General features: G+C 40.6%; 19 protein-coding genes, 1 tRNA gene, 1 pseudogene and 1 CRISPR repeat array. Of the genes and pseudogenes, 11 read left to right on the top strand and 10 right to left on the bottom strand.

Features of this window, described 5'->3' with window-relative positions:
- Positions 1-143: 143 nt before the first annotated feature.
- Together G563_RS0125795 and G563_RS0125790 are read left to right on the top strand one after the other, a co-directional pair.
- Entirely contained in the window at positions 144-683 is a 540-nt protein-coding gene (locus tag G563_RS0125795; RefSeq protein ID WP_028667873.1) for an RNA polymerase sigma factor, read from the top strand.
- On the top strand, positions 680-1,477 hold the full coding sequence (locus tag G563_RS0125790) for an anti-sigma factor (RefSeq protein WP_051211204.1): 798 nt from the start codon (positions 680-682) through the stop codon (positions 1,475-1,477). Before G563_RS0125795 ends, G563_RS0125790 begins: the two co-directional genes overlap by 4 nt.
- Positions 1,478-1,561: 84 nt before the next feature.
- On the opposite strand, the gene G563_RS0125785 is transcribed toward G563_RS0125790, so the two are convergent.
- Positions 1,562-1,960 (bottom strand): Dabb family protein, encoded by a 399-nt coding sequence (locus G563_RS0125785; RefSeq protein WP_028667871.1) that lies wholly within the window; start codon positions 1,958-1,960, stop codon positions 1,562-1,564.
- 413 nt (positions 1,961-2,373) lie between these two features.
- Between G563_RS0125785 and G563_RS0125775 the strand changes: the two genes are divergently transcribed.
- Both G563_RS0125775 and G563_RS0125770 read left to right on the top strand, forming a co-directional pair.
- Positions 2,374-3,342: a zinc dependent phospholipase C family protein gene (locus G563_RS0125775; RefSeq protein ID WP_229598566.1), complete on the top strand. Its 969-nt coding sequence runs from the start codon at positions 2,374-2,376 to the stop codon at positions 3,340-3,342.
- 72 nt (positions 3,343-3,414) lie between these two features.
- On the top strand, positions 3,415-4,593 hold the full coding sequence (locus G563_RS0125770; protein WP_028667869.1) for an AGE family epimerase/isomerase: 1,179 nt from the start codon (positions 3,415-3,417) through the stop codon (positions 4,591-4,593).
- Positions 4,594-4,682: 89 nt separating this feature from the next.
- On the opposite strand, the gene G563_RS0125765 is transcribed toward G563_RS0125770, so the two are convergent.
- Together G563_RS0125765 and pdxH are read right to left on the bottom strand one after the other, a co-directional pair.
- Positions 4,683-5,621 carry an NYN domain-containing protein gene (locus G563_RS0125765; RefSeq protein WP_028667868.1) on the bottom strand — a complete coding sequence of 313 codons (939 nt, stop codon included), beginning with the start codon at positions 5,619-5,621 and terminating at the stop codon, positions 4,683-4,685.
- 161 nt (positions 5,622-5,782) lie between these two features.
- Positions 5,783-6,427, bottom strand: coding sequence for a pyridoxamine 5'-phosphate oxidase (gene pdxH / locus G563_RS0125760; protein ID WP_028667867.1), 645 nt, complete (start codon positions 6,425-6,427; stop codon positions 5,783-5,785).
- 82 nt (positions 6,428-6,509) lie between these two features.
- Here pdxH and G563_RS0125755 point away from each other — a divergent pair, with 82 nt between their 5' ends.
- From G563_RS0125755 to G563_RS0125735, 5 genes are all read left to right on the top strand, one after another.
- Positions 6,510-8,387, top strand: a complete 1,878-nt coding sequence (locus G563_RS0125755; RefSeq protein ID WP_028667866.1) for a DUF349 domain-containing protein — start codon at positions 6,510-6,512, stop codon at positions 8,385-8,387.
- Between the two features lie 78 nt (positions 8,388-8,465).
- A tRNA-Thr gene (locus G563_RS0125750) sits at positions 8,466-8,541 on the top strand.
- A gap of 133 nt (positions 8,542-8,674) precedes the next feature.
- Complete coding sequence (locus G563_RS0125745) at positions 8,675-8,899, top strand: hypothetical protein (RefSeq protein ID WP_028667865.1); 225 nt, start codon at positions 8,675-8,677, stop codon at positions 8,897-8,899.
- Between the two features lie 57 nt (positions 8,900-8,956).
- Complete coding sequence (gene gyrA / locus G563_RS0125740; RefSeq protein ID WP_028667864.1) at positions 8,957-11,464, top strand: DNA gyrase subunit A; 2,508 nt, start codon at positions 8,957-8,959, stop codon at positions 11,462-11,464.
- Between the two features lie 165 nt (positions 11,465-11,629).
- Positions 11,630-13,069, top strand: a complete 1,440-nt coding sequence (locus tag G563_RS0125735; RefSeq protein ID WP_028667863.1) for a tetratricopeptide repeat protein — start codon at positions 11,630-11,632, stop codon at positions 13,067-13,069.
- Between the two features lie 527 nt (positions 13,070-13,596).
- Here the strand turns inward: G563_RS0125735 and G563_RS0125725 are convergent.
- From G563_RS0125725 to G563_RS0125715, 3 genes are all read right to left on the bottom strand, one after another.
- A complete protein-coding gene (locus G563_RS0125725) occupies positions 13,597-13,875 on the bottom strand; it encodes a hypothetical protein (protein ID WP_028667862.1) in 279 nt (92 codons plus the stop codon).
- 560 nt (positions 13,876-14,435) lie between these two features.
- Entirely contained in the window at positions 14,436-14,975 is a 540-nt protein-coding gene (locus G563_RS0125720; protein ID WP_028667861.1) for a helix-turn-helix transcriptional regulator, read from the bottom strand.
- A 501-nt stretch (positions 14,976-15,476) separates the two neighbouring features.
- Positions 15,477-16,289: a 2,3,4,5-tetrahydropyridine-2,6-dicarboxylate N-succinyltransferase gene (locus tag G563_RS0125715; protein ID WP_028667860.1), complete on the bottom strand. Its 813-nt coding sequence runs from the start codon at positions 16,287-16,289 to the stop codon at positions 15,477-15,479.
- Between the two features lie 606 nt (positions 16,290-16,895).
- On the opposite strand from G563_RS0125715, the gene gap reads away from it, so the two are divergent.
- Positions 16,896-17,909 (top strand): type I glyceraldehyde-3-phosphate dehydrogenase, encoded by a 1,014-nt coding sequence (gene gap / locus G563_RS0125710; RefSeq protein ID WP_028667859.1) that lies wholly within the window; start codon positions 16,896-16,898, stop codon positions 17,907-17,909.
- Positions 17,910-18,094: 185 nt separating this feature from the next.
- On the opposite strand, the gene trmB is transcribed toward gap, so the two are convergent.
- Positions 18,095-18,769, bottom strand: coding sequence for a tRNA (guanosine(46)-N7)-methyltransferase TrmB (gene trmB / locus G563_RS0125705; protein ID WP_028667858.1), 675 nt, complete (start codon positions 18,767-18,769; stop codon positions 18,095-18,097).
- Between the two features lie 193 nt (positions 18,770-18,962).
- On the opposite strand from trmB, the gene G563_RS0125700 reads away from it, so the two are divergent.
- Positions 18,963-20,336, top strand: a complete 1,374-nt coding sequence (locus tag G563_RS0125700; protein WP_028667857.1) for a Gfo/Idh/MocA family protein — start codon at positions 18,963-18,965, stop codon at positions 20,334-20,336.
- Positions 20,337-20,632: 296 nt separating this feature from the next.
- A CRISPR array of direct repeats spans positions 20,633-21,594; the repeat unit is 30 nt; unit sequence GCTTTAATCGTACCATTTAGGAATTGAAAC.
- 57 nt (positions 21,595-21,651) lie between these two features.
- Here G563_RS0125700 and G563_RS37260 read toward each other — a convergent pair.
- The 3 genes and pseudogenes from G563_RS37260 to G563_RS0125685 all read right to left on the bottom strand — a co-directional run.
- A pseudogene (locus G563_RS37260) lies at positions 21,652-22,869 on the bottom strand (bifunctional folylpolyglutamate synthase/dihydrofolate synthase); the annotation flags it as partial.
- Positions 22,870-22,961: 92 nt separating this feature from the next.
- Positions 22,962-23,891, bottom strand: coding sequence for an energy transducer TonB (locus G563_RS0125690; RefSeq protein ID WP_310586568.1), 930 nt, complete (start codon positions 23,889-23,891; stop codon positions 22,962-22,964).
- Between the two features lie 113 nt (positions 23,892-24,004).
- On the bottom strand, positions 24,005-25,099 hold the full coding sequence (locus G563_RS0125685; protein WP_028667854.1) for an HU domain-containing protein: 1,095 nt from the start codon (positions 25,097-25,099) through the stop codon (positions 24,005-24,007).
- Positions 25,100-25,108 lie beyond the last annotated feature (9 nt).

The following is a 25,108-nucleotide window of genomic DNA, read 5'->3' as shown; positions in this document are numbered from 1 at the left end:
CGGCAAGTGGCCTTAAAATAGATTTCGTGGGTTGGTTTTTTTTTTTGAAATTGCGTCTCCACAAAATGAATAAATACATTAATCCATTCTCTTTTAACGATAAGTGTACATAAGTACAATTTGAAAGACTCTAAAACCTTTATATGGGAGGAAAATTGCCAAAATACAATGAAGGCGAATTGGTTGAAATGCTACGAAGGCAAGATCGTCAAGCATTCAATTATCTATACGACAACTACTCCGATGCTTTGTACGGCATAGTGTTGAAGGTCGTTCGCTCAGAAGAAACGGCACAAGACTTGTTGCAAGAAATCTTCGTTAAAATCTGGAAAAATATTTCCCAATACGATGTGGGAAAAGGACGGTTGTTTACTTGGATGCTCAATATCGCACGTAACACTTCTATCGACTACTTAAGGGTCAATCGTCCAGAAATCCAAGAGATTGATTCTGCCGTATATTGGGTAGAAGGAAATCAAAACATCTACAACGAGCTAGATAGCAACGAGCTGCGTGAAATAGTTTCGCAACTCAAACCGGAGCAGCAGACGCTGATTGAAATGGTATATTGGGGAGGTTACACGCATGAGGAAGCCGCCCAGCGGCTGAGCATGCCCCTTGGAACGGTAAAAACTCGTGTAAGAAGTGCCCTCAGGGATTTAAGAAAATTTTTTAGTTCATGATTAACATAAAAGAATATATCGAATCGGGGGTTTTGGAAGACTACCTTTCGGGCAATGTTTCAGAACAAGAGCGTCGAGAAGTGGAGTGTCTTTCCAAAATCTATCCTGAAATAAAGGCTGAGCTTGAACAACTTAGTGAAGCAGTCGAACGCTATGCTTTTGCCCATAGCGTATCTCCTCCTGCGTCGCTTAAGGAGAAAATTATGGCGCAATTGGAATTTAAAGAGGAAGAAGTTCAAGAAGAAGTAAGTATCGAAGATGAAACGCCGGTATTACCGCTCAACTCCCGCAATAATTCGTTTCAGTGGGGGTGGGTAGCAGCAGCTTCGGTAGCGGCATTGATTGGCTCAGTAGTGTACTTTAATGCTAAAGTAGATACCCTCTCCCAAACGGTAGCAAAGCAGCAAACTGAGTTGCAACAACAAACACAACAGCTCCAACAGCAAACTGACCTACTAGCAGGGCTGAGCAGTGTCGATAATCAATTTGTGACGCTGAAAGGCGTAGACAAGTCACCTAGCAGTGCGGTGAGAGTAGTGTGGAATGCCAAAACCCAAGAAGTACAGTTAAATGTGCTTTCATTGCCTACGCCAGCCTCCGATAAGCAATATCAGCTGTGGGCATTAGTAGGCGGCAAACCGGTAGATTTGGGGGTGTTTGATGTGACGGGTTCCCTACAAAAGATGAAGGCAATTCCGCAAGCGGACGCTTTTGCCGTGACCCTCGAACGCAAAGGAGGAAGTCCGGTGCCTACTTTATCGGAGTTGTATGTGATGGGTAAGGTGACTAGCTAGTTGCTTCCTTTTAGGAACAAACAAAAAAAACTCCGCTACTAGTAGCGGAGTTTTTTTTGTGACTTTTTTGATAATCAGCGTCTCTTACTTTAGGATATTGGCATCAATTACCAGCTCTTTTTCCCAAATATTCTGGTTGTTTTTAACAAAATCTTGGTACTTAGGGTGATTTTGGAAAGCAGTTATGTCATCTTGGCTACGAAAAGTAAGATAGTGCATCGCATCGTATTCAGGCTTACTAGCTACGCTCAAAGTTTTACCTCCTGAATAAGCTACCATTTGAGGAATTTCGCGGCGTAGTTGTGCAAATTCGTTCATGTGACGCTCAATGTCAGCCACTGAAGCATCGCTTTTGAACTTGATACAAACGATTTTTTGGATGTTTGCTTTTTGGCTTGGAGTATATGCACCATAAATGATGAGCATAAAAACACAAAGTCCAAAGATTGGTTTGATGTATCCGATGATTTTTTTCTTGTTCATGATTGAAAACTTATTGAATCGATTGAAATAACGGTAAAAACTGATTTTTAGAATACGTTGCAAAATTAACGTTTTTAAAAAATAAAATTGCATATTTTTAATAAATAATTGTATCTATTTTGTATATATACAATTTTGCCAAATCAAATTATGATGATATTAAAATGTTCAAAACACTCTTTTTAGATTGCTGACTACTGTTTTAAGTGAAAAAAACCAAAAAGTGCTCATTTTTCTGAATATCAGTTGTTTTGTAAGGGTAATTTTTATGTTTGATTCAATTTTTTTTATAGAAATCATATTTTATGAAGCCAAAAATCACAATTTTACAATATAGGCTTTTGAGTCAAAACAAAATAAAATTTTGTTGGAGAATCCTTTTTTTGAGGATACTGAGGCCGATTAATTATAAAATGTACCTCATCATTGGGCTCAGTTTGTTGCTTTTAGGCGCAAAAGAGCGAATGATGTGGGGTTTTTGGGCGCATCAGCGTATCAACCGCTTGGCCGTATTTACATTGCCCATTGAAATGCAGCCTTTTTTCAAAAAACATATCGCATATCTTACCGAAAATGCCGTCAATCCCGATAAGCGTCGCTATGCAGTCGTAGGAGAAGCTCCTCGGCATTATATCGACGCAGAAGCGTATGGCGATAGTGCTTTGTATAAGCTGCCCTATTATTGGGCAGATGCCGTCAAACGATACGGAGAAGATACCTTGGCACTTCATGGAATAGTCCCTTGGGCCATTCAGATGTATAAATATCAGCTTACCGAGGCATTTCGGCAGCGAAATGCACGTCGTATTCTGCGGGTAGCCGCTGATTTGGGTCATTATATTGCCGATGCCAATGTGCCCTTGCATACTACTCGCAACTACAACGGACAGCTTACTGGGCAGGAAGGAATACACGCTTTTTGGGAATCGCGTCTAGCGGAGCTGTTTGCCGAAGAATATGATATGTTTGTAGGAGCGGCTTCTTATGAGCCCAAAGTAGCACATAGGGCATGGCAAGCGGTACGTCAGGCCAATGCCGCTTTAGACAGTGTGTTACGATTCGAGCGTGAGTTGTCTCAGAAAATAAGACCAGAGCAAAAGTTTGTACTTAAAGACCGAAATGGGGTAATTGTAAAAACGTATTCTCGCGAATTTAGCCAAAAGTACCATCAAATGCTCGACCGACAAGTAGAGCGGCAAATGAGGGCATCGGTTAAGATGATAGGTGATTTTTGGTATACATGCTGGGTAGATGCAGGACAGCCTGATATGGTGTCTTTGGCAACGCTGAAAGAAAATCAAGAAGAACAGACGGCAGAAGAGAATGAAAAACAAAACTGGCTAAAACGCTTACTGAATGTACGTTCGGAAGCAGAAAACTAAAATGAGTGATTATATATATAGGATGTGCTTCTTTAGGAATGGACAACAAAACTAATGCTAATTCGCAAACATATGGAAACTCTCGCCCGCGAAAACCTTGCTGAATGGAAACGTATATTGGCATATTGGGAAAAATACACGCCCGATTATGAGCGGGGAGGGTTTCACGGTCGTGTTACCTACGAAAATCAGCCTGTGCTAGACGCGCCTCGGTCTATTATTCTTATGAGTCGCGTATTATGGACATTCTCATTGGCTTACCGTCATTTCAAACGACGGAAGTATTTGGTATTGGCCGATAGAGCTTATCATTATCTCTATAATCATTTTCGTGATTCTAAAAACGGCGGAGTCTACTGGTCGGTTACGGCTTTGGGCGCGCCGCTCGAAACCCGTAAGCAGCTTTATGGGCATGCTTTTGCTATCTATGGGTTGAGTGAGTACTATGCGGCATCCAAGTTTTTGCCTGCGTTGGATTTTGCCAAGGAGCTTTTTCAAGTCGTAGATAAGCATGGGTATGATTCGTCTCAAGGAGGGTATTTTGAGGCTTTTGGCAGTGATTGGAGTGTAGTAGATGATTTGATATTGAGTAAGATGCCTTGGAACAAATCCCAAAATACGCATTTACATATCATCGAAGCTTTTACTAATTTGTATAGAGTGTGGCCTGACGCGCTGCTGCGTCAGCGGGTGGTTCATCTTACAGATGCTTTTTTGGATAAATTAATAAGTCCCGATACTTATCGATTGCGTTTGTTTTTTGACCAAAATTGGAAACCCAAAGATGAGACGATTTCTTATGGGCATGATATTGAAGCTTCTTGGCTTTTGTGGGAGACCGCCGAAGTACTTGGAGACCAGGAGCGTAGCGAACGCGTCAAAAAAGTATGTCTTAAAATGGCCGAAGCCGCATGTAGCGGACTTGGCGAAGACGGAGCGTTGGATTATGAGTTTGACCCCGCTACTGGCCACCGCAACCAAGACCAAAGCTGGTGGGTACTCGCTGAGCAGATGGTAGGGTTTTTGAATGCGTATCAACTCAGCGGAGAAAGCCACTATCGTGCAAAAGCCGATAAGAGTTGGGAGTTTATCAAGATGTATTTTATTGATCGTCAAAAGGGAGATTGGTACGGTACTGTCAAAGTAGACCATAGTCAGGTAAAGGGCGATAAAGTAAGTTTTTGGAAATGCCCTTATCACAACAGTCGCGCTTGCTACGAAGTAGTGCGGCGATTAAGTAATAAACACTAAATGAAAAATGTAGGAAGTATTATTCCAAATACAAAAACCTCCCTTGGGTTGTGCACCCTAGGGAGGTTTTTGGTGTAAAATTTAAAGTACTATTGTAAAACCACTACATCATACCCAACTGCTCTACCGCCTTCTTTTTCGTCGAGGGTGAATTGCACCCGATCCCCAATGAGTAAGTCATTGAAATCATAATCACGAAGACTTGTATAATGGAAGAATACGTTGTTGGGAGGATACTTTATAAATCCAAAACCTTCTTTTAAAGATAAAATATAACTTTCTTTACGGTGGTCGCCCGTTAAGTCAGTATCGGGCGAGACCTCTGAGGTGCTTTCGGAAGCTACTTCTCCTTGTTTGGTAAATATCTTTCCTTTGTTTCTAGGTACAAATAGTTGATTAGTAAGTGCTTCGTCACGACCATTAATGACATCTTGCATCGCAACAGGGTAGGTGACTTCGGCTAGCAAGTCTTGAGAAGTGCGCGTATAAAATCGGCTACCATCCTCGTCGGTATATTCAAAATCCCAACCCAATACCATGACACGAGTGCCTAGGGTATTAAGTTTTCGAACGAGAGGTACATAGTCGCCATCAGCTGCAATCAATACCAACACATCAAAACGTTTGTAAAAAGCCATTTCAAAAGCTTCGAGTGCAAGCCAAACGTCAATTCCTTTTTCGTATTTTTTTCCAAGTGAGCTTCTTACTGGAAGATAATGAGTCGTGACACCTTCTGACATTAAGATATCGTCAAAAACGCGTTCATAATACAGTAAATCTCCTCTTTGGCTAGCTTCGCCTGCGGTGAGGCGCCCCCGAAAATAATGGGCATCAACAATTTGACATAATCTAGGTTCGCTATTTTCTAATTCGGCTACTTTCTGCCTGACAAAATCATGAAGGCCATTGATACTAATTCGACTGCGACGTTCGTGAGTGTAATTATAGTAATTACTTACATGCAAAAAATAGTTGCCGTCATAAAATACGCCGATACGGGTTAGACTATTGGGGTTTTTGTTAAACATAATTTTAAGTAAATATATAAGTTGAAAGTAGGGTATGATTGCGGGTAATTTGGTAATAATATACTGATTAAAACAAGAATACAAGTAGTCTGCTTCAAAAACTTTAACAGTGATTGAAGACGGATTGTTTGAGAAATAGCCTTAGAAGGCTTTGGTCTTATTTAAGGAGATAAACGTTCGAATTGCCAATTTTGCTCGTAGAATTGATATCTAATCCGATCATGGAGTCGGTTGGGTCGTCCTTGCCAAAATTCTATCTCGCTGGGAATCAGACGATAACCGCCCCAATGAGGAGGCCTAGGAATAGAAGTGTTAGCAAACTTGGCCTCATAAAAAGCAAGTTTTTGATTCAGTACATCTCGGCTTTCTATTACTTTGCTTTGATCAGATACCCAAGCTCCTATCTGACTTCCTCGCGGACGAATGGCAAAGTAAGCGTCAGACTCAGCATCACTTACTTTTTCGACTTTACCCAAAATCCGCACTTGTCTTTCTAGTTCGGCCCACCAAAAGGTGAGTGAGGCAAGGGGATTTTTTTCTAAATCGGCACTTTTATTGCTATTATAATTGGTATAAAAAACAAAACTAAAATTGTCTACCTCTTTCAGTAAAACAATACGGCCGTGGGGTTGCCCTTCACTATCAACAGTACTTAGATGCATAGCGTTAGGCTCGATTACTTGGGCGTTTAGGGCTTCGTCAAACCATCTTTTAAATTGGTCAATCGGGTTTTCTAAAACATCTTGTTCTGAAAATCCGTTTAATGAATAATCTTTTCGGAGGTTTGCAATTTTGGAGGTTGGCATTCGTATAATTTTTTTGAAAAACTAAAAACCTATTTTAAACACCGAAAAACGGCTATATTTATTATTTTTGCAAATCTAAGCGATGACTACCACATTTACGATGATTAACGACGGAGCAGAACTAAGCGAAAGCGAACAACTCACTCAACAGAGTGTCGATGCCATGGAAGATTTTGAAGTGGTTGAGGAACAGTCAGTTGACTATAGTCAACTAGACAAAAACGGCTTTGTAAACTTGTTGGAAAACCAATTGGCAATTGCAAAAAATGAAAATGCCAAGCCTGGTGATTTTAAACGGGTAGATGAAGTCCTAAAGGAGGCAAAGGTCTTTTTTGACCAAATAAAAAAATCTGAACGGGAGGAAGCATTGCAACGGTTTGTTGCAGAGAATGACTCAGAAGACGGATTTGAATTCAAGCCCGATGACTTGACGCAGCGCTTTGAAACGCTCTATCGTCAAATCAAGGACATTAAAAATCATTATTTTCAAGATTTAGAAAAATCTAAAGATAAAAACTTCGCCCTTAAAACACAGCTTCTTCAACGCTTGAGAGAACTAGTGGACGCCGACGAAGTCAATACCAAAAATCCAGGTACTAGCTGGCAAGAGTTTAAGAAAATTCAGGACGAATGGAAAGCTGCGGGCAATATCGCCTCTCCGCATAATAGTACCTTGTGGGCCACTTATCATGCTCTTATTGATAGATATTATAGCAATAGAAATATCTATTTTGAACTTAAAGAGCTGGATCGCAAGAAAAACCTTCAATTGAAGGCTGAGCTGGTGGAGAAGGTAGAAGCTATCGCTGAGAATCTCAAGGAAAAGTCACTAGGTAAAGCTGCGCTCGAAGAAGCTAATAGCTTGTTTGAGGAATATAAGCACATCGGGCCAGGCCCCAAAGCAGAACAAGAGTTGTTGTGGCAACGCATGAAAACTGCGCTTGACTCTCTCTATGATGCTCGTAGAGCTCAATCCGAAGAGCAAAAACAAGTACTAGCCCAAAACTACGAAGTCAAATCGAAGATATACGAAACTTTGGTGCCTTATACTTCTTTCAATTCCAATAGTATCAATGAATGGAATGACAAGACCAAAGAGGTAGTAGCACTTCAAGAGCAGTGGGTAAGTGCCAAAGGACAAATGCTACGTGAAGAAGGACGTGAGTTAAGCAAAAAATTCTGGGCTACCCTTAAAACATTCTTCCACAACAAAGGCGAATTTTTCCGCCAATTGGAAGCTAAGAGAGAGCAAAATCTCAAACTGAAAACCGAGCTTTGTGAAGCCGTTGAAGCTATCTTGGCAACGGGCGAAGATAATTCGTCCAATACTGATAAAGTAATTGCACTACAGAAGCAATGGAAGCAAATCGGACAAGTACCAGAGAAATTTAAAGATTCTATCTTTGATAGATTCAAGAAGGCGTGTGATGCTTACTTTGATCGCAAACGCGCTAAAAACTCAGAAGTTGAGAAAGAGTTTGTTGAAAACTTGGCTAAGAAACAAGCAATTTGTGCCAAAATAGAAGCCGGTGCTAAACCAGGCGAAGCCAATCTCAATGATTTGAATGCCTTTAAGTCAGAGTGGTCGAGTGTGGGTTTTGTACCCAAAAAAGATATGCAAGGTATCAACAAACGCTACATCGATGCCGTCAATTCTTATGTAAGTGCTATCGGAAAGCTCTCTACTAAAGAGAAGGAGCAGGTAATTTTGGAAAATGAAGTAGCAATGGCTACCGACGGCGAATCAATTCGTAGCTTACAACGTAAAGAAGGAGATATTCGTCGTAAAATGACTCAAATCGAAAATGATTTGACGATATGGCAAAACAATATCGAATTCTTTGGCCGCTCAAAAAATGGAGAAAAAGTGCGTGCAGAATTTGAGAAAAAAATTATAGTAGCTCAAAAGCAACTTGCTGATTTAAAGCATCAACTGAAAATTTTGCGTGAAGCTCTTTAAAAAAGGTGTAATTTTTTTGCAAGAAAGCTTGCGTGATATAAACTAAACACGTATCTTTGCATCACCAAAATACGGAACGCCTCCATAGCTCAGCTGATAGAGCAACTGACTTGTAATCAGTAGGTCGCTGGTTTGATCCCGGCTGGGGGCTCCAAGAAAACCTGACAATCTTTGTCAGGTTTTTTGCTTTTATAGCCTCTCCTGTATAAGTAGCGTCTTCACAAACCAATAAATTAAATGACGTAGCCGTTATAAAAAATAAAAGTGTATTCCTATCCATTATTATCATGTTAAAAAAGCTACTTCTATTGATTTTTTTAGGGATGGGCTTGGGAGGATGCTGGTATCGCCAATGCCCCATTAAAGGTTGTAAAGTTCGTCACGAACATAGCCACGGGGGACCTATTGTACGAGGGCGAGGTACCTTTCCAAAGCCTTATTTTTTTGGACGACCGAGAACTGCCGCCGAAAAACGTAACCAAGCTAACGAAAAGCGGCGTAAGAAGGCCTAATTTTGCCTTTATGAAGTATTTGGTGTATTTTTGTACAAAAGCATTTAATTTTTGTTTATGTCAGAAAACACCAGCAACATTATCCCCATTAACATTGAGGAAGAGATGCGGACGGCCTATATTGATTATTCAATGTCGGTTATCATATCGCGTGCGCTTCCGGATGCCCGTGATGGACTAAAGCCTGTGCACCGTCGGGTGCTTTATACGATGTACGAATCGGGCTTTTTGCATAACCGCCCCTACAAAAAATCAGCCCGTACCGTTGGAGACGTCATGGCTAAATACCACCCTCATGGTGATGCCTCTATTTATGATACCATGGTACGCTTGGCTCAGCCATGGTCGATGCGCTACATGCTGGTTGATGGGCAAGGAAACTTTGGGTCGTTGGATGGTGACTCGCCCGCAGCGATGCGTTATACAGAGTCTCGCCTAAAACGTATTGCCGAAGAAATGTTGACCGATATTAATAAAGACACGGTTAACTTCCAGCCCAACTACGACGACTCGGACGAAGAACCTACCGTTTTACCCGCCAAACTGCCCAATTTATTGCTCAATGGCTCGTCGGGTATTGCAGTAGGGATGGCAACCAACATGGCACCTCATAACCTGACAGAAGTAATCGACGGGACCATCGCCTATCTTGAAAATAATGATATCACCATCCAAGAACTCATACAATATATCAAAGCCCCTGATTTTCCGACGGGCGGGATTATATATGGGTATCAAGGGGTGAGAGCCGCTTACGAAACGGGACGTGGCCGGGTTATTATGCGGGCGGTGGCTACGTTTGAGCAAACCCGCACTGGTCGCGACCAAATAGTGATTACCGAAATTCCTTACATGGTTAACAAAGCAGAGATGATTAAGCGCATCGCTGATATGGTTAACGATAAAAAGCTAGAAGGAATATCGGCTATCAGAGATGAGTCGGATCGTGAGGGGATTAGGATTGTATTTGAGCTCAAGAAAGATAGTATCCCCAATATTGTCTTAAATCACCTTTATAAGTATACACCACTCCAATCGTCGTTTAGTATCAACAATGTTGCCTTGGTAAAAGGGCGTCCTGCACTGTTGAATTTAAAAGACCTCATTAAGTACTATGTGGAGCATCGGTTGGAAGTAGTCACACGCCGTACCCAATACGACCTAAAAGAAGCCGAGAAAAGAGCGCATATCTTGGAAGGGCTTTTGATTGCCCTTGACAATTTAGACGCCGTAATCTCCCTTATTCGAAGTGCAAGAGACCCCGAAACAGCTCGTAATGGCCTCATCGAACAATTTGGCCTTAGTGAAGTGCAAGCGCGGGCGATTTTGGATATGCGTTTGCAGCGATTGACGGGCATGGAGCGTGATAAAATCGTTCAGGAATATCAAGACCTCATGAAACTGATTGAGGATTTGAAGGATATTCTTGCCAACGAAGCCCGAAAATTCCAAATCATCAAAGATGAATTGGTTGATTTAAGGGCGCGCTATGGCGATGAACGACGTTCAAAAATTGAATACGCCGCCGAGGAGTTTGCCGACGAAGATATGATTGCGGATGAAGAAATGCTCATTACGATTTCGCATCAAGGATACATCAAACGCACACCGCTGGGCGAGTACCGTACACAGGGCAGGGGAGGAGTCGGATCAAGAGGTGTGACTACCAAAGATGATGACTTTACCGAACATCTTTTCTCAGCTACTATGCTCAACTACCTACTTATTTTTACTGAATATGGGAAGTTGTTTTGGTTAAAAGTGTATGAAATACCAGAAGGAAGCAAAGTAGCAAAAGGTAGACCTATTCAAAACTTGATTAATATTGAGTCTGGAGATAAGGTAAGAGCCGTAATCAATGTACGCACCCTGAGCAATGCAGATTATATCAATAACAACTACATTGTGATGTGTACCGAAGAAGGAACCATCAAAAAGACTTTACTTGAGGCTTATTCACGTCCACGTGCGAATGGAATTGCAGCTATCACGATCAATGAAGGTGATCGGCTTTTGGACGTCGCCCTTACCAATGGCGACAACGAAATCATCATTGCCTCAAAAGAAGGAAAAGCAGTCCGTTTTCACGAAGGTCGAGTACGCCCAATGGGACGTACCGCTGCCGGTGTAAAAGGAATCGACTTAGGAGAAGAAGGCACTACCAATAAGGCGATTGGAATGCTTTGTGTAAGCAGCTTAGATAAGCAATTGTTGGTAGTTTCTGAAAATGGTTATGGTAAGCGTTCGCCTATTGAAGAATACCGTGTAACCAATCGCGGCGCAAAGGGAGTAACTACGTTGAACATCACTGATAAAGTAGGAAATCTAGTTGCTATCAAAGAAGTAGTGGAAAGTGACGATTTGATGATTATAAACAAATCAGGAATTGCGATCAGAATGTCGGTCTCAGAAATCAGAATCGCCGGTCGCAATACTCAAGGAGTTCGTCTCATTAAACTTACCGATGGAGACGAAATCTCCTCCGTGACGCGTATAGAAAAAGAAGAGCTAGAAGCAGGGGAGGAGGGGGCCGTCCCACAAACTGAGCCATCAAGCGAAGATTAATGGAATAGATTGTTGAGAAAAAATAAGTAGAATTATGAGTGTATCTTATTAGAAATAAAAGCTTGCATAATTTTTATCAATCTCAACAATCTAAAACTCCATAATATCTCCCACAAATTCCCGTTTTTTGCACAAATTTTTAACATCATACTAACTTATCTCAAAATGAAAAAGTTGATTGTAACATCTGCTTTAAGTTTTTTTGCAATCACTGCCTTTGGGCAAGTGGACAAATTATTGCTAGAGCAGAAAAAAAAGGACAAAGAAAAAAGCGATAAAGCGATTACTGACCCTAAGGCCATGGCTAAATCAAGTACTTGGCTCGACCGTGGTAAGCTATACGATGAAATCGCGCGTCTTTATACCGAAATGGATTCAAGTGCAGCACTTGTAGCATACGAATCCTTCAAAAAAGCAGTAGAAGTAGATGCCGCAAAGCCTGGCAAAGTGACCAAAGAAGCTCAAAAATACCTGACTGGCGGAACCGACGATGCTGGTACAAATCTAGGGACATCTTTGGTGAAACAAGGTGCTGAGAAATTTCAGATTGGCAACTATGACGGTGCAATTAAGTTTTTCAACATTGCACAAGAAGTAAATCCCAAAGATACTCTGGCGCCTCTGTATGGAGCTTATAGTGCCATGAAGAGCAACAAAAACGACGTAGCTGCTACAATGATGGAAAGCTACATCGATAAAGGAGGCAAAGATGCTGGTAACTTTGCGATCTTGGCGCAGCTTTATCGTATGGAGAAGCAAAATGATAAGGCGTTGGCGGTACTTGATAAAGGTATGAAAGTTTTGCCTGAAAGTAAAAATGCTTTCAAAGCAGAGCGTGTCAATGTACTTCTTGATACTCAACGGTTGGAGGAAGCTAAAGTAGCCCTAAAAGAACTCATTGAACTGGAGCCTAAAAATGCTCAGTATGCGCTCAATTTGGGTATCATAAATGGAAATGAAGCTACTCAACATGCCGCAGAAATTCGTAAATTGACAGAAGCTAGTAAAAAATTAGCTCCAATTGAGAAAAAAATCAAAGAGGCCGAAGAGACAGAAAAAGTCTTCAATGATGAAGTAAAACGTATTTCAGGGTTAATTGCAAAGCAACCTAAAAACGCTGATTTAAAGCGTCAGAAAGCAGAACTTGAGACCAAATTGAAGGAAAATAAAACTGCTTGGGAAGAAGCAAAAACGGAACTGGCCCAAGCAAAGGAAGAAGCCGCTAAGCTTGGAGATGTAAGTGCTAAAATCGCTGAATTGAATCAAAAGCTAACTCTGGCTCGGACTGCCGAAAAAGAGGCTTATACCAAAGCTTTGGCCGCTGATCCAAACAATTATGATGCACTTTTCAACATGGGCGTGTTTTATTTCAACGAAGCTGTCGAGATGAAAAAAGAAATCGATAGCATGGATATGAAAGATTACAATACCAAAGGAAAAGCGCTTCAAGGGAAGGTTTGTGGTAAATTCAAGCAATCAGAGCCTTATTTCGTAAAAGCAAAGGCCGCTAAGGAGGAAGAACAAGTAGTTGAAATCCTTAAGCAATTGGAAACAGTACTGAAAGATTTTGAGACAAACAAAGTTGTTTGTGAAGAAGTAAAATAGTAAAAATAAGGGGCAAGGTAACTTGCTCTTTATTTTTAAATGTTCTATTTAACATAATGTAAATTATAAAACAAATAAACTAGCATTTCAACTGCTTTTATTTTGGTGGGAAGTGTTTGTAAGCATCGCCACGGCTCATCAATTTATTCTGTAATCATTTTTTGGCCTTCGCTCTAGAGCTTTGAAAATCATTAGCATCTAATACTTCATAGACTATTTTGAACTTTCGGAGGAACGCTTTTAAGCTGCTTAAGAAAATGCTTTGTCGCTATTATCCATTCTTTTTCGAGTTCTTCAAAAGTTACGGTTTCATCATCTCGAAAAGCTCTCATTTGCTGGAGTAAAAGCCAGTCTTAGGTATCCTTATTTTCAATGACTTGGATTATTTTTTATTTTAAACGACTTCCGATTTTTTTGCGATGTAGTCATTCTATATCCTGAGACATCAATTCCACAAAGTACTTTACAAATTAATAGATATATTAAACCTAACGCCAATCTCCTACCCTTATTTACAATCTCTTCAATCATTTGGTAAGTTCAGAAACAGGAAGGCGTTTTTCATTTTTTTCGGTACGCATCAGCTGAAGCAAAAAATATTCTTCTAACCTTTGGTTTTTGATAACGGTTAGTATTTTTTCAATTTCATCTACTGTCCAACTTGCGCGTTGTTTTTTCACCGAAAAGTTAGCTGTAGGAATACCAATTTCCTGAGCAAGAAAAGAGTTATTGAAGCCTGATTTATCAATCAGGAGTTCAAGATGTCTTTGAAGCTGTTTAAGATGTCTAACTTTTTTGTCTTCCATGTTGATAGTAAAATAGGCATAAATTAAGGCGTTGAGAATGAAATAGTTAAATAATTCACGTGGAACATTCGTGAAACATTTCTTTGTTAAAGCGCTGTATATTAGCTTTTTATGTGTATAGTTTGAGGCGTTGTTGATATAAGTATACTTGATATATTGATTATTTATATTAAAATATTTTAATAACTTATTTTTAGTTATTGAGAGAGTGTTTTAGCATAATCAAAAAACGACTTTATCAATCAGGGAAAAAGCACTGGAGCCATCAGCTTTATTGGCCGCATGCACATGAGCAATACCTCGATCTTGCTTCCATTGCTCAATACAATGCGGGGTGAGACCGCCGCCAGTTAGGCCACTCATCAGTCAGATTACGCCATTGGCCCGCCATTCTTAGAAGCCATGATGTTAATCCTTTTGCAATTTCCCAACACACTCTTAGCATTTCTTACTTATTTTGATGCCGTTGTTGTAGGTTTAAGGCACTGTGTAAAGTGTAAAACACCGCAGCGACGGCATCAAGTCTTTGTAATTTGGTCGTATCAGGAAGTCTTAAAATCTTAATGAGATTGGCCTAATAACTGATTAAATTTTGAATTAGGATCTACGGGGATGACTTGAGAACTTCCGTCGTCATAAACAATAGTTATAAGCACTGCTCTTCGTGGTTTGGATAGCTCAGTTGAAACCTGCGAAGCTTGATTTGAAGAGGTTTCAAATTTAATTGTAGCGTTACGAGAATCTAATGTAGGTGTATTCTTAGGTGGAATCGTTTTTTCGCGCGATTCTGAAGGGGTTTGCGAATGTACTTTTGCTCCTCCATATGTCTGATTTTTAATGAGTTCCGATATCATTTGAGTCTCTTCTGGGCTCTGAGTTCGAAACCAATCTAGGCTATATTTATCATTCCAAGCCACAATTTTCTCTAAAATATCATGACTAGGTCTATTTCGATAGGCAAGGATGTGAGAAATCGTCGAACGTTGGACTTTTATAGCGTCGGCAAATTGAGAAGCATTAAGTCCATTTTGGTGTAAGATGACCCTTATTTTATTGTTTTTTAGATAGCGGGCGTCGGTGTATTCTGAAGAGGTTGTCATATGAATATGATATTTTTGTAAACTTTATCTATTTACAAATATAGACATGTTTACTTTCATAATCGCATATGTTTACAGAAATAATTTTATATGTTTACAAAAGTTTACATTGAAGGTTGTTACTTATGTAAACTTTGTGTTGCTATGTTTACAAATGTTTTTTATGTAAACATGGAATGTATTGTTAAACAAGCCCTTATCTAGTATTCTGTTTTCTGATTGAAGTTTTGTTGCCAAATGTATTTTTAAATTTATTTTGTCGGACGCTTGGAGTTTACATCCGTGTATTGTACATTTGTGTACGAAATAAAGGAGCACAAGACTCAAATAGATAAATTAAATGAGAGAAAAGGGCGTGGGAATGTCAATGAAATAATCAGCCGATTTATTTGGACATCTTGTGGTTTGCTATGACGACAGTATATTTATGGGGTAAATGAAGCACAAAAAAGCCTCCTGTATAGGAGGCTTTTTTGTTGTTTTAAGGGATTGGTCGCCAATTTAGACGGCTATATTATTTTCTCTTAAAGCGTCATTTAGGGAGGTTTTGAGGTCTGTACTAGCCTTTCTCTTACCTATAATAAGGGCGCAAGGTACATGGAATGAGCCAGCGGGAAATGTTTTTGGATAACTACCTGGAATGACTACACTATCGGCAGGCACATATCCTTTATATTCTACTACTTCGTTTCCGGTTACATCTAAGATTTTGGAACTACCCGTAATGGTCACTCCTGCTCCCAACACAGCGCGAGCTCCTATGTGAGCTCCTTCGACTACGATGCATCTTGATCCAATAAATGCCCCATCTTCTATAATCACTGGGGAAGCCTGTGGTGGTTCGAGCACCCCTCCTATTCCAACGCCTCCACTGAGGTGGACGTTTTTGCCTACTTGTGCACAGCTGCCTACCGTAGCCCAAGTGTCTACCATAGTACCTTCATCTACGTAAGCTCCTATGTTGACATAGGAAGGCATTAGTATCACTCCCTTTGCTAAATACGCTCCATGCCTTGCTACAGCCGGTGGTACGACTCTTACTCCTAAAGATTCGTAGCCGGTCTTTAGTTTCATTTTATCGTGGTATTCGAAAATACCTATTTCTTTTAGTTCCATTTTACGAATAGGAAAGTATAGCAAAATGGCTTTCTTTACCCATTCGTTTACTTGCCACTTCTCCCCCACTGGCTCGGCTACTCTAATGTGTCCGTCATTTAAAGCTTGTATTACATTTTCAATCGCATTGACAATGGAGGGATCTTTGGTAAGTTCTCTGTTGTCCCATGCTTGCTCAATTTGTACTTTTTCTTTCATTTGGTATTAAAGTAAAACTTTACTTATTTTTTGTTTAATAATTGAAAATCACCACTTTATATTGGCATAAATTTATTATTTACTGTTTTCTATAAAATGTACTTTTCTATGCCGTATTTTCTTGTATGATTCGCTATAGGAGGTTAAATGCTTTTTGGGGCTATATTTTGTTTTATTATATTTCTATTATGTGTGCTTGTTTATGTTTTGTGGTTTGATTTGTTATATCCTACTCTAAGTTAATAATATTATTGCTTAGAATGTCTTTCTGTTTGCTTTTTATTTTGTTAGTAGTTGCTTATCTTCTATTGAATGTTTCTCTAGTTGTATATTTTAGTATTTATGTGGTTTAGCATATCATGCTAATTTAGTACCTATTTAGTAATAATTAGCACATATTGCCTAAATATTTAGCTAAAAGGCAATATAAATACTAAATAAATCAGCAATTACTAAAGTTAATTACTAAAAATGGAGTGAATGCACTAAGTGTAGGTAATTATTAAATATAGAATTTGCTAAAAAACTAAACTACATAATAAGAAATATATAATTATATTTGCCGAAAATAAGAGTAAGATGTCTCATTAAACCACCAAAATAACCATGTCAAAAGTAAAAGTAGCCATCAATGGTTTCGGACGTATCGGAAGACTAGCCTACCGTCAAATCTATAACATGCCCGACATTGATGTAGTAGCCATCAACGACCTTACAAGCCCGTCTGTTCTTGCTCATCTATTAAAATACGATACAGCACAGGGAAGATTCAACGAAGAAGTAACTTCTACCGATAATAGTATCATCGTAAATGGAGATGAAGTACGTATCTATGCACAAAGAAACCCAGCAGAAATTCCTTGGGGAGCACATGAAGTAGATGTAGTACTAGAATGTACAGGTTTCTTTACTGACAAAGCTAAAGCAGAAGCTCACCTAACAGCGGGTGCTAAAAGAGTTGTGATCAGTGCACCTGCCACGGGTGACCTCAAAACAGTGGTATTTAACGTAAACCACGATATATTGGACGGTAGCGAAACAATCATCAGCTGCGCTAGCTGTACTACCAACTGTCTTGCCCCTATGGCAAAAGCATTAAACGATGCTTTTACCATCGAAATTGGTAGCATGACCACAGTACACGCCTACACCAATGACCAAAATACCCTTGATGCTCCTCATGCTAAGGGAGATTTAAGACGTGCAAGAGCTGCGGCTGCCAATATCGTCCCTAATAGCACAGGGGCCGCTAAAGCCATTGGGTTAGTATTGCCTGAACTAAAAGGCAAATTGGACGGGGGAGCTCAACGTATCCCTGTAATCACCGGAAGTTTGACCGAATTGACCGTTATATTGGGTAAAAAAGTTACAACCGAAGAAGTAAACGCTGTAATGAAAGCCGCAAGTAACGAAAGCTTTGGATACAATGAAGACGAAATCGTAAGTAGCGATATCATCGGCACTTCTTTTGGTAGCTTGTTTGATGCCACTCAAACAAAAGTAATCAACGTAGGTGACAAACAAATGGTAAAAACTGTAAGCTGGTACGACAACGAAATGAGCTACGTAAGCCAACTAGTTCGTACTGTTAAGTACTTTGCACAATTGATTTCACAATAATTAATTGTTGTTCTTTAAAATACCTTTAAAAAAGGGAACGCATCAGCGTTCCCTTTTTTAATAACCCATTACCCCTACCCTTTCAAAGTTAATAATCTGATTAACAGGTGATTATATCTTAAAATGAATATAAAATCACTTTTGAATATTTATTCATTTTAATACATAACACTATGACAACGATTTCAGGCGGTGTCATTTTGGCGCGAAAAACGCCCTTTTAGGTAATGCACAGGGAACCCTTTTTCGGTGAAAATTTGCTCAAAACGGGTCTTTATGCCAAAATGCTCGGCCTTCAAATCAGACTCGTATAAGTCGTAAGTAGACTCCAAATCTCGAAATCCAAACGCAGAAAGCTCTTCTAAAGTAAAATCAAATAGCTCTCGATTGTCGGTTTTTAGATGCAATAATCCCTCGCTACACATTACTGAGCGGTATTTTTCTAAAAAATGAGGATGCGTCAGCCTACGCCTTATCCTTTTTTTTAGATTGAAAGGATCAGGAAAAGTAATCCAGATTTCGGACACCTCTCCTTCGGCAAAAAAGTTTTGTAAAAACTCAATGTTGGTCCTAAGAAAAGCTACGTTTGTCAAACCTTGATCAAACGCCTGCTGACTTCCCACTGCGATGCGATCCCCTTTGACATCGATACCGATAAAGTTTTTTTCGGGGAAGACTTGGGCCAACCCAACCGTATATTCCCCTTTTCCACAGGCAAGTTCTAAAACTATGGGGTTTGAGTTAAAAAATAGGCTTTCGTTCCATTTTCCTTTGATATTTTCGTAGAGAGGCTTTCCTACCTCTAACACGTTGGTAGCCAATGTGTTTTTGGCAAATCGAATGAGTTTCTTACGGCTCAAGATTTTGATATTTTCGAAGTGATAGTATACAGATACGCTCCGCTCAATTCTCAGCGGACTGCAAAAGTACAAAATTTGGCTTTATAAAGATTTTTGACTGCTTTGGTTATGCGTTTGCCTTCCTCATTAGAAATGATACTCACTCCCCTTTTTATGAAATACGATTCCCAATATTCCTCAACCGATTATCCCCATGACAAAAAAAAGCAACTTAAACTCTCGTCGAGCGTTTTTAGTCAAAGCTGCCACTGCAGCAATGGCAGCGCCTCTTTTATTTGATGAAGAAGCCAAAGCCTCTCACAACAGCCCCAAACTCAGGCATGCCTGTATCGGTGTAGGTGGAATGGGATGGGGCGATTTACAACAATTCAAAAAACATCAGCAAGTGGAAATTGTGGCTCTCTGTGATGTAGACGAAAAAAATCTCAAACGCGCCTCCGAACTTGTACCCAATGCCAAAACCTACACTGACTGGCGGGAGTTGTTTAAGCACGAAGCCGCTCACATAGATTCGGTGAATGTCAGTGTGCCTGACCACAATCACTTCCCGATTGCATTCGAAGCACTGCATCTCAAAAAACACGTTTATTGCCAAAAACCCATGTGTCATGATGTAGCCGAAGTAAGGGCACTTACCAAAGAAGCTATCAAAGCGGGAGTAGTCACTCAGCTCGGTACCCAAGTAGCGTCATCGCAGGGCGACAGAACTGCCGTGAATTGGATTAAACAAGGTATCATAGGAAAAATAAAACAGGTTTATTTGTGCTCTAACCGGCCTGGGGCTATCGCTCGTTATCGCCTGCCAGGCCCCCGACCTACCGAGGGTCAGGAGGCCCCTCCCCACCTCCACTGGGACTTATGGCTCGGTACGGCTCCTATCAGACCTTACGCACCTGATATTTATCACCCTGCGATTTGGCGTACATGGCAAGATTTTGGTACAGGCTGGTCAGGAGACATAGGTTGTCATATTTTTGATGCCGTCTGGAAAGGCTTAGGATTGAAAGCCCCGCTATCGGTCGTAGCTGAAGTGCAAAAGTCTTGGCAAGACTCTCCCGAACGTAGAGCCGATACGTGGCCACAAGGCGACCACATAACGTGGCAATTTCCGGGTAATAAAATGACTGCCCACAAAACTTTACAAGTAGAGTGGTTTGATGGGGAGTTTTATCCTCCGCAAGCCATTCGCGATTTGTACAAGGATGGAGAATACCCTGCCGAATCTGCCATGTTGATTGGTACGGAGGGGGCATTGTTGATCCCTCATCAAAAAATGCCAATCATCATTCCGACTGGTAATCCTAAATCTTATTCAACTCCACCACTTGCCGAACGCAACCATTATCATCATTTTGTGGATGCTTGTTTAGGGGGTGAAAATACCGAATCTCATTTTGCTCAATCTGGCCCCATGACCGAAACAGTGCTGTTGGGGACAGTAGCGATACGAGTTCCTGGGCAGCTTTTGGAATGGGACGCAAAAAAAATGAAATTCCCCAATTATCCAGAAGCAGAGAAGTTTCTCCGTCGGCAGTATCGATCGGGCTGGGAAATCGCCAGCCTATGATTGTAGAACAAGTAGCAAAGATACCTGCACGGATACTTTCTACTTGTTCTACAATTTGATTATTTTTACGTTGACTGTCTTCCCTTCGACGCATCTACAAGTCGTCGCAGGAGGGAACTTGGGCTTGTTCATTGACATATTTTTTTCAAAAAGGGCAATAAAACTAGGTAAGTAATTGATAATGAGCAGTCGTCGAAGGTCAGGCGAAATCCAGTTATTGGCCTTCGACGATTTTTTAGTTGATAAAACCGATAAAAAACCTTAAAATTATGCCAAAATCGCTGTTTTTGCGACGGGCTTTAATCGTACCATTTAGGAATTGAAACAACCCACGTAACTGTTTTGCCGTTTTGAGTAACCCTCGCTTTAATCGTACCATTTAGGAATTGAAACTACATCATTCACCGATGTGTAGAAGTTCACAGATTCCGCTTTAATCGTACCATTTAGGAATTGAAACAAGGCGACGGTTCGACCGACGATTATACTGCTATTCAAGCTTTAATCGTACCATTTAGGAATTGAAACAAAATGATTGTAGGAATATCTATTGTGTTAACTGCGCTTTAATCGTACCATTTAGGAATTGAAACAAGGATTATAACGAAGACAATCTAAAAGAGACAATGCTTTAATCGTACCATTTAGGAATTGAAACGAGCAAGGAGAATAGAGACAAGCTAAACGGAGTGATTGCTTTAATCGTACCATTTAGGAATTGAAACAAGGTTAGCTTGCCTTCGCCCAGTGTTTCGTAATTGAGCTTTAATCGTACCATTTAGGAATTGAAACAAGCCTGACTTATACGCGGCAATGCGACTTGAGCCAGCTTTAATCGTACCATTTAGGAATTGAAACATGCCCAAATGTAACGGCAGGATATTACAAACTAAAGGCTTTAATCGTACCATTTAGGAATTGAAACTAGGCTTGGCAACGTCTGCGTATTACGCTTACAGGGCTTTAATCGTACCATTTAGGAATTGAAACGTTCTGAGCTGTACACTCTACAAAAAACACCAGATGCTTTAATCGTACCATTTAGGAATTGAAACATTGCAGATTTGGCCACGATGTAATTATTTTTTAAAAAGCTTTAATCGTACCATTTAGGAATTGAAACATTGCAGATTTGGCCACGATGTAATTATTTTTTAAAAAGCTTTAATCGTACCATTTAGGAATTGAAACATGACCCCTTAGAGCAGCGCGACTATGAGCGAGACCGGCTTTAATCGTACCATTTAGGAATCTACACTTCGGCTACTACAAATGTACTTCCGCCTATATAAATAAAATCACCTTTTTTGGCCCGTCTTTTTGCCTCAGAAACCGCCTCTTGAACTGAGTCGTAGATTTCCCCCTCTAACCCTTCTTTTTGCGCTAACGCAGCCAAATCGGCAGCAGCTAACGAGCGCGGTAAATCGGCAGCACAAAAATAATAGTAGGCTTCTTTCGGAAATAAACGCAAAATGCTACTAATATCTTTGTCTTTCACAAAACCCAATACCATGTGCAGATTTTCAAATGCATAACTGTTGATTTGGGTCATGGTTTCACTAAGTCCACTATAGTTATGAGCTACATCGGCTACAATCGTGGGCTGATGCCCCAATATTTGCCATCTGCCTTTGAGTTGACTCAATTTGGCCGCATCTGCTAAACCTTTCTTTAACGCTTCGTCTGAAATATGATACCCGATTTGATTCAAAACCACAACAGATTGTAAAACCCCAAGAATATTTTTAGATTGATACCCTCCTACTAAATCTAGTTTATATTTGTTTATAACAGAACTAGTAGACTTTATACTGAGGTGCAACGCTCCTGCCACTAAACCGCTTTCGACTACCTCAAAAATCTGGTCTGCAAACATGATATCCGATTGCGTTTCATTGGCTTTCTCTACAAAAACAGGCGCTGTTTCAGGATGCGTCTCCGATATCACCACGGAGACCTTTGGTTTAATGATGCCCGCTTTTTCGTAAGCTATTTTCCCAAGCGTATCTCCCAATATATCCATGTGGTCAAAACTAATGTTGGTAATGACCGACAAATCTGGCGTAATGATGTTGGTCGAATCAAGTCGGCCTCCTAAACCTACTTCAATGACTGCTACATCTACTTGCTTACGGGCAAAATAATCGAATGCCAACGCGACACTTATCTCAAAAAATGATGGTTGAACCGCCTCAATTAGCGCCATATGTTGGGTCACAAAGGCGGCTATTTCTTCCTCTGGCGCGGGTTCGCCGTTGATTTTAAAGCGTTCAGTAAAGGATTTGAGGTGGGGTGAGGTATGTAAGCCAACTTTATAACCTGCCGATTGTAACACCGCCGACAACATATGGCTCGTACTTCCCTTGCCGTTGGTTCCCGCCACGTGTATACTCCTAAACTGTTGATGTGGATTACCTAATGCTTCGCAAAGTGTCACAATATTTTTGGTACCTGATTTGATAGCACTTGCCCCTAGCCGATGAAAAGCAGGAAGGCGATTGTATAAAGTAGCGAGGGCTTCTTGGTATGTCATTGATATTTTTGATTTTGGCGGTGCAAAAATAAAGCGTCAAGGAAGTTTTCCTGACGCTTTCGTAAATATTCTTATAATTGAATTTCGAATTCCTAACGAGATTTGATGATAAACGTAATCGTTCCTTTTGATGTCGCAGGTACGTTTTGAGATTTGGGGACAAGTTTCATTCGATTGACGGCTCTTTTATAAACTTCCACCACCGACTGACTAACGGTTGATTCTTTCACCCTCACATTCACAATGTCGCCAGTATCATCTACCGTCAGCTCAAAAACAATCCGGCCCGATTCGTCTGAGTCATCATTGACTTGAGGCCTTGCTCCCATTCCCCACCCTGATACGTTAAGGGCTACGCCTGTGGCTGAGCCTCCCGGTTTTCCATACAAACTTTTGGCATCAATACTTCCATTAGGGTTGCCTTGATCCCCCACAGTTCCGGGTTTGTCGCCGTTGTTGTTTCCACCTACTCCCGATGCCGTACCACTTGTGCCATTACTGCCTTTACCACCTCCTGATGATTTTTTAAACAATGCATTCTCATCTACTTTTTTAGGTTCGGGCGTAGGCTTTGCAGGAGTCACGGGGGCAGGTGTAGAAGCTTTAGACTCATTTTTTACGGGTCGCGTTTCTTCTTTTACTTCTACGGGACTTTCTACTTTGGAAGTCACTGGTGGCTTCACAGGGGCCGCTTTAACGGGTTTAGGCGTTTCTACTTTAGGAGTCGGCGGCGTCACTTTAGGAGTCGGAGTGGCCTTTACCTTGGGGGTATCGTCAGATTTTTTTACATCCTCCGCTCTGGGCGAATCACTCGCTTTGTTGGTAGTTTGGATTTTGCCGTAGCCAGCTTCGTCAGTTCCAAAATTAACCTCAATGTATTCGATAGCTTCCGTTTGTGGCAAAGTCTGGTATAGTTTCACAAAAAACAAAAGCATCAATAAAATCGACGTAATAACGGTGGATCCAGCAAAAGCCAACACTTGGTGTTCGCGGTCGTGCTGCGATGAAAGGAGCATTGACATACAGTTGCAATTTTTTTATTTTCTACCAATTAACGCAAAATAAACCTAAAATGTATAGACAAACAAAAAAAGGAGCGATATGCTCCTTTTTTGTACCCTAGGGTTATTGTATTTTATTTAGTATGCATCACATAAGCACTAGCCCCCGAAAGCGCACTTACTCTCGCTAATTGTAACTTCGCTTTTTTTGCATTTTCGCAACCAATAGCCGTCACGATAATCAATTGATTTTCGGCAGCATCAGGATTCAAAATAGAAGCACTTTCATATCCATTGCGCTTTAGTTTTTTCTCTAATTTCAAGGCATTTTCTTTTTTCGAAAACCCTCCTGCAATCACCCAATAGTTGATTTTTTCGTCTGATGCTAGCGAAACAGCCTCTTCAATTACGGGCTTCTGGGCTTTTTTAGGTTCCGCGACCACCGGTATTACTTCGGGATTAACCGCAATTTCAGGGGTAATGGCTGCCGGAGCTTCTTCGGCTTTAACTTCTTCTTTTTGAGAAACTTGCTCTTTTACAGAAGCTGACTCCTGAACAACGTTAGATTTTTTATCAACAACCAGCCACCCCTTTACAGTCGTTACAAGTTCAAAAGGGTTAAGGCTTGAAGTCAAGCTTTGGTTGGAGAATTGCGTCAATCCGCCAATCAGGGCTGAACCCACCAAAAGGATTACTCCTAAATACATTCCCACCCGATAACGCCGACGGCGTGGCACCTCTACCGAAAGCTCTTCAGGAGCGCGATCTGACTGCGTCCAATCTTTCGGCTGCTCACTCATCTCAGCGGCTGGCGTAGTATCCAACTTGATTGATTTAAGGCCAAAACCTTCCCCATAAAAATTCACTTGCGTAAGTGGTTCAAATTGGATTTTTCCTTCTTCGTTTTTTGAAAGCTCTCCAATGCCTTCCAATACGTACGTTCCTTTTTCTTGTAGGGTAGTTTTAAGATTTTCCACAAAAGCACGCACTTTCTTCTGTGCTTCTTCGCGCGGAATCTGCTCGTTGATTGTCAAATAATGAACCAGTAGCCCATCATCAAGCTTGAGGGCTTCGTTGAAAGCAATACGTTTTTGTGGTGCATGATAAAGGGCATTTTGCTCGCTATAGAAAGCATGGCTAAAATACGCTAAAAAGCCACCAAAATCGGGTAAAACAACGCAGTCATGTTCGTAGAGTAACTTACGAGTGTAATCTAGTACCGAAGTCATGTCGTTTAT

Origin of the sequence: Runella zeae DSM 19591 (assembly GCF_000423565.1) — a bacterium.
Classification (GTDB): Bacteria; Bacteroidota; Bacteroidia; order Cytophagales; family Spirosomataceae; genus Runella; species Runella zeae.
This window is presented reverse-complemented; position numbering and strand designations above follow the sequence as displayed.

Excerpts from the sequence above, each read along its gene's own strand:
- G563_RS0125795 (WP_028667873.1), top strand. The coding sequence starts at position 144 with ATGGGAGGAAAATTGCCAAAATACAATGAAGGCGAATTGGTTGAAATG.
- G563_RS0125790 (WP_051211204.1), top strand. The coding sequence starts at position 680 with ATGATTAACATAAAAGAATATATCGAATCGGGGGTTTTGGAAGACTAC.
- G563_RS0125785 (WP_028667871.1), bottom strand. The coding sequence starts at position 1,960 with ATGAACAAGAAAAAAATCATCGGATACATCAAACCAATCTTTGGACTT.
- G563_RS0125775 (WP_229598566.1), top strand. The coding sequence starts at position 2,374 with ATGTACCTCATCATTGGGCTCAGTTTGTTGCTTTTAGGCGCAAAAGAG.
- G563_RS0125770 (WP_028667869.1), top strand. The coding sequence starts at position 3,415 with ATGGAAACTCTCGCCCGCGAAAACCTTGCTGAATGGAAACGTATATTG.
- G563_RS0125765 (WP_028667868.1), bottom strand. The coding sequence starts at position 5,621 with ATGTTTAACAAAAACCCCAATAGTCTAACCCGTATCGGCGTATTTTAT.
- pdxH (WP_028667867.1), bottom strand. The coding sequence starts at position 6,427 with ATGCCAACCTCCAAAATTGCAAACCTCCGAAAAGATTATTCATTAAAC.
- G563_RS0125755 (WP_028667866.1), top strand. The coding sequence starts at position 6,510 with ATGACTACCACATTTACGATGATTAACGACGGAGCAGAACTAAGCGAA.
- G563_RS0125745 (WP_028667865.1), top strand. The coding sequence starts at position 8,675 with ATGTTAAAAAAGCTACTTCTATTGATTTTTTTAGGGATGGGCTTGGGA.
- gyrA (WP_028667864.1), top strand. The coding sequence starts at position 8,957 with ATGTCAGAAAACACCAGCAACATTATCCCCATTAACATTGAGGAAGAG.
- G563_RS0125735 (WP_028667863.1), top strand. The coding sequence starts at position 11,630 with ATGAAAAAGTTGATTGTAACATCTGCTTTAAGTTTTTTTGCAATCACT.
- G563_RS0125725 (WP_028667862.1), bottom strand. The coding sequence starts at position 13,875 with ATGGAAGACAAAAAAGTTAGACATCTTAAACAGCTTCAAAGACATCTT.
- G563_RS0125720 (WP_028667861.1), bottom strand. The coding sequence starts at position 14,975 with ATGACAACCTCTTCAGAATACACCGACGCCCGCTATCTAAAAAACAAT.
- G563_RS0125715 (WP_028667860.1), bottom strand. The coding sequence starts at position 16,289 with ATGAAAGAAAAAGTACAAATTGAGCAAGCATGGGACAACAGAGAACTT.
- gap (WP_028667859.1), top strand. The coding sequence starts at position 16,896 with ATGTCAAAAGTAAAAGTAGCCATCAATGGTTTCGGACGTATCGGAAGA.
- G563_RS0125700 (WP_028667857.1), top strand. The coding sequence starts at position 18,963 with ATGACAAAAAAAAGCAACTTAAACTCTCGTCGAGCGTTTTTAGTCAAA.
- G563_RS0125690 (WP_310586568.1), bottom strand. The coding sequence starts at position 23,891 with ATGTCAATGCTCCTTTCATCGCAGCACGACCGCGAACACCAAGTGTTG.
- G563_RS0125685 (WP_028667854.1), bottom strand. The coding sequence starts at position 25,099 with ATGACTTCGGTACTAGATTACACTCGTAAGTTACTCTACGAACATGAC.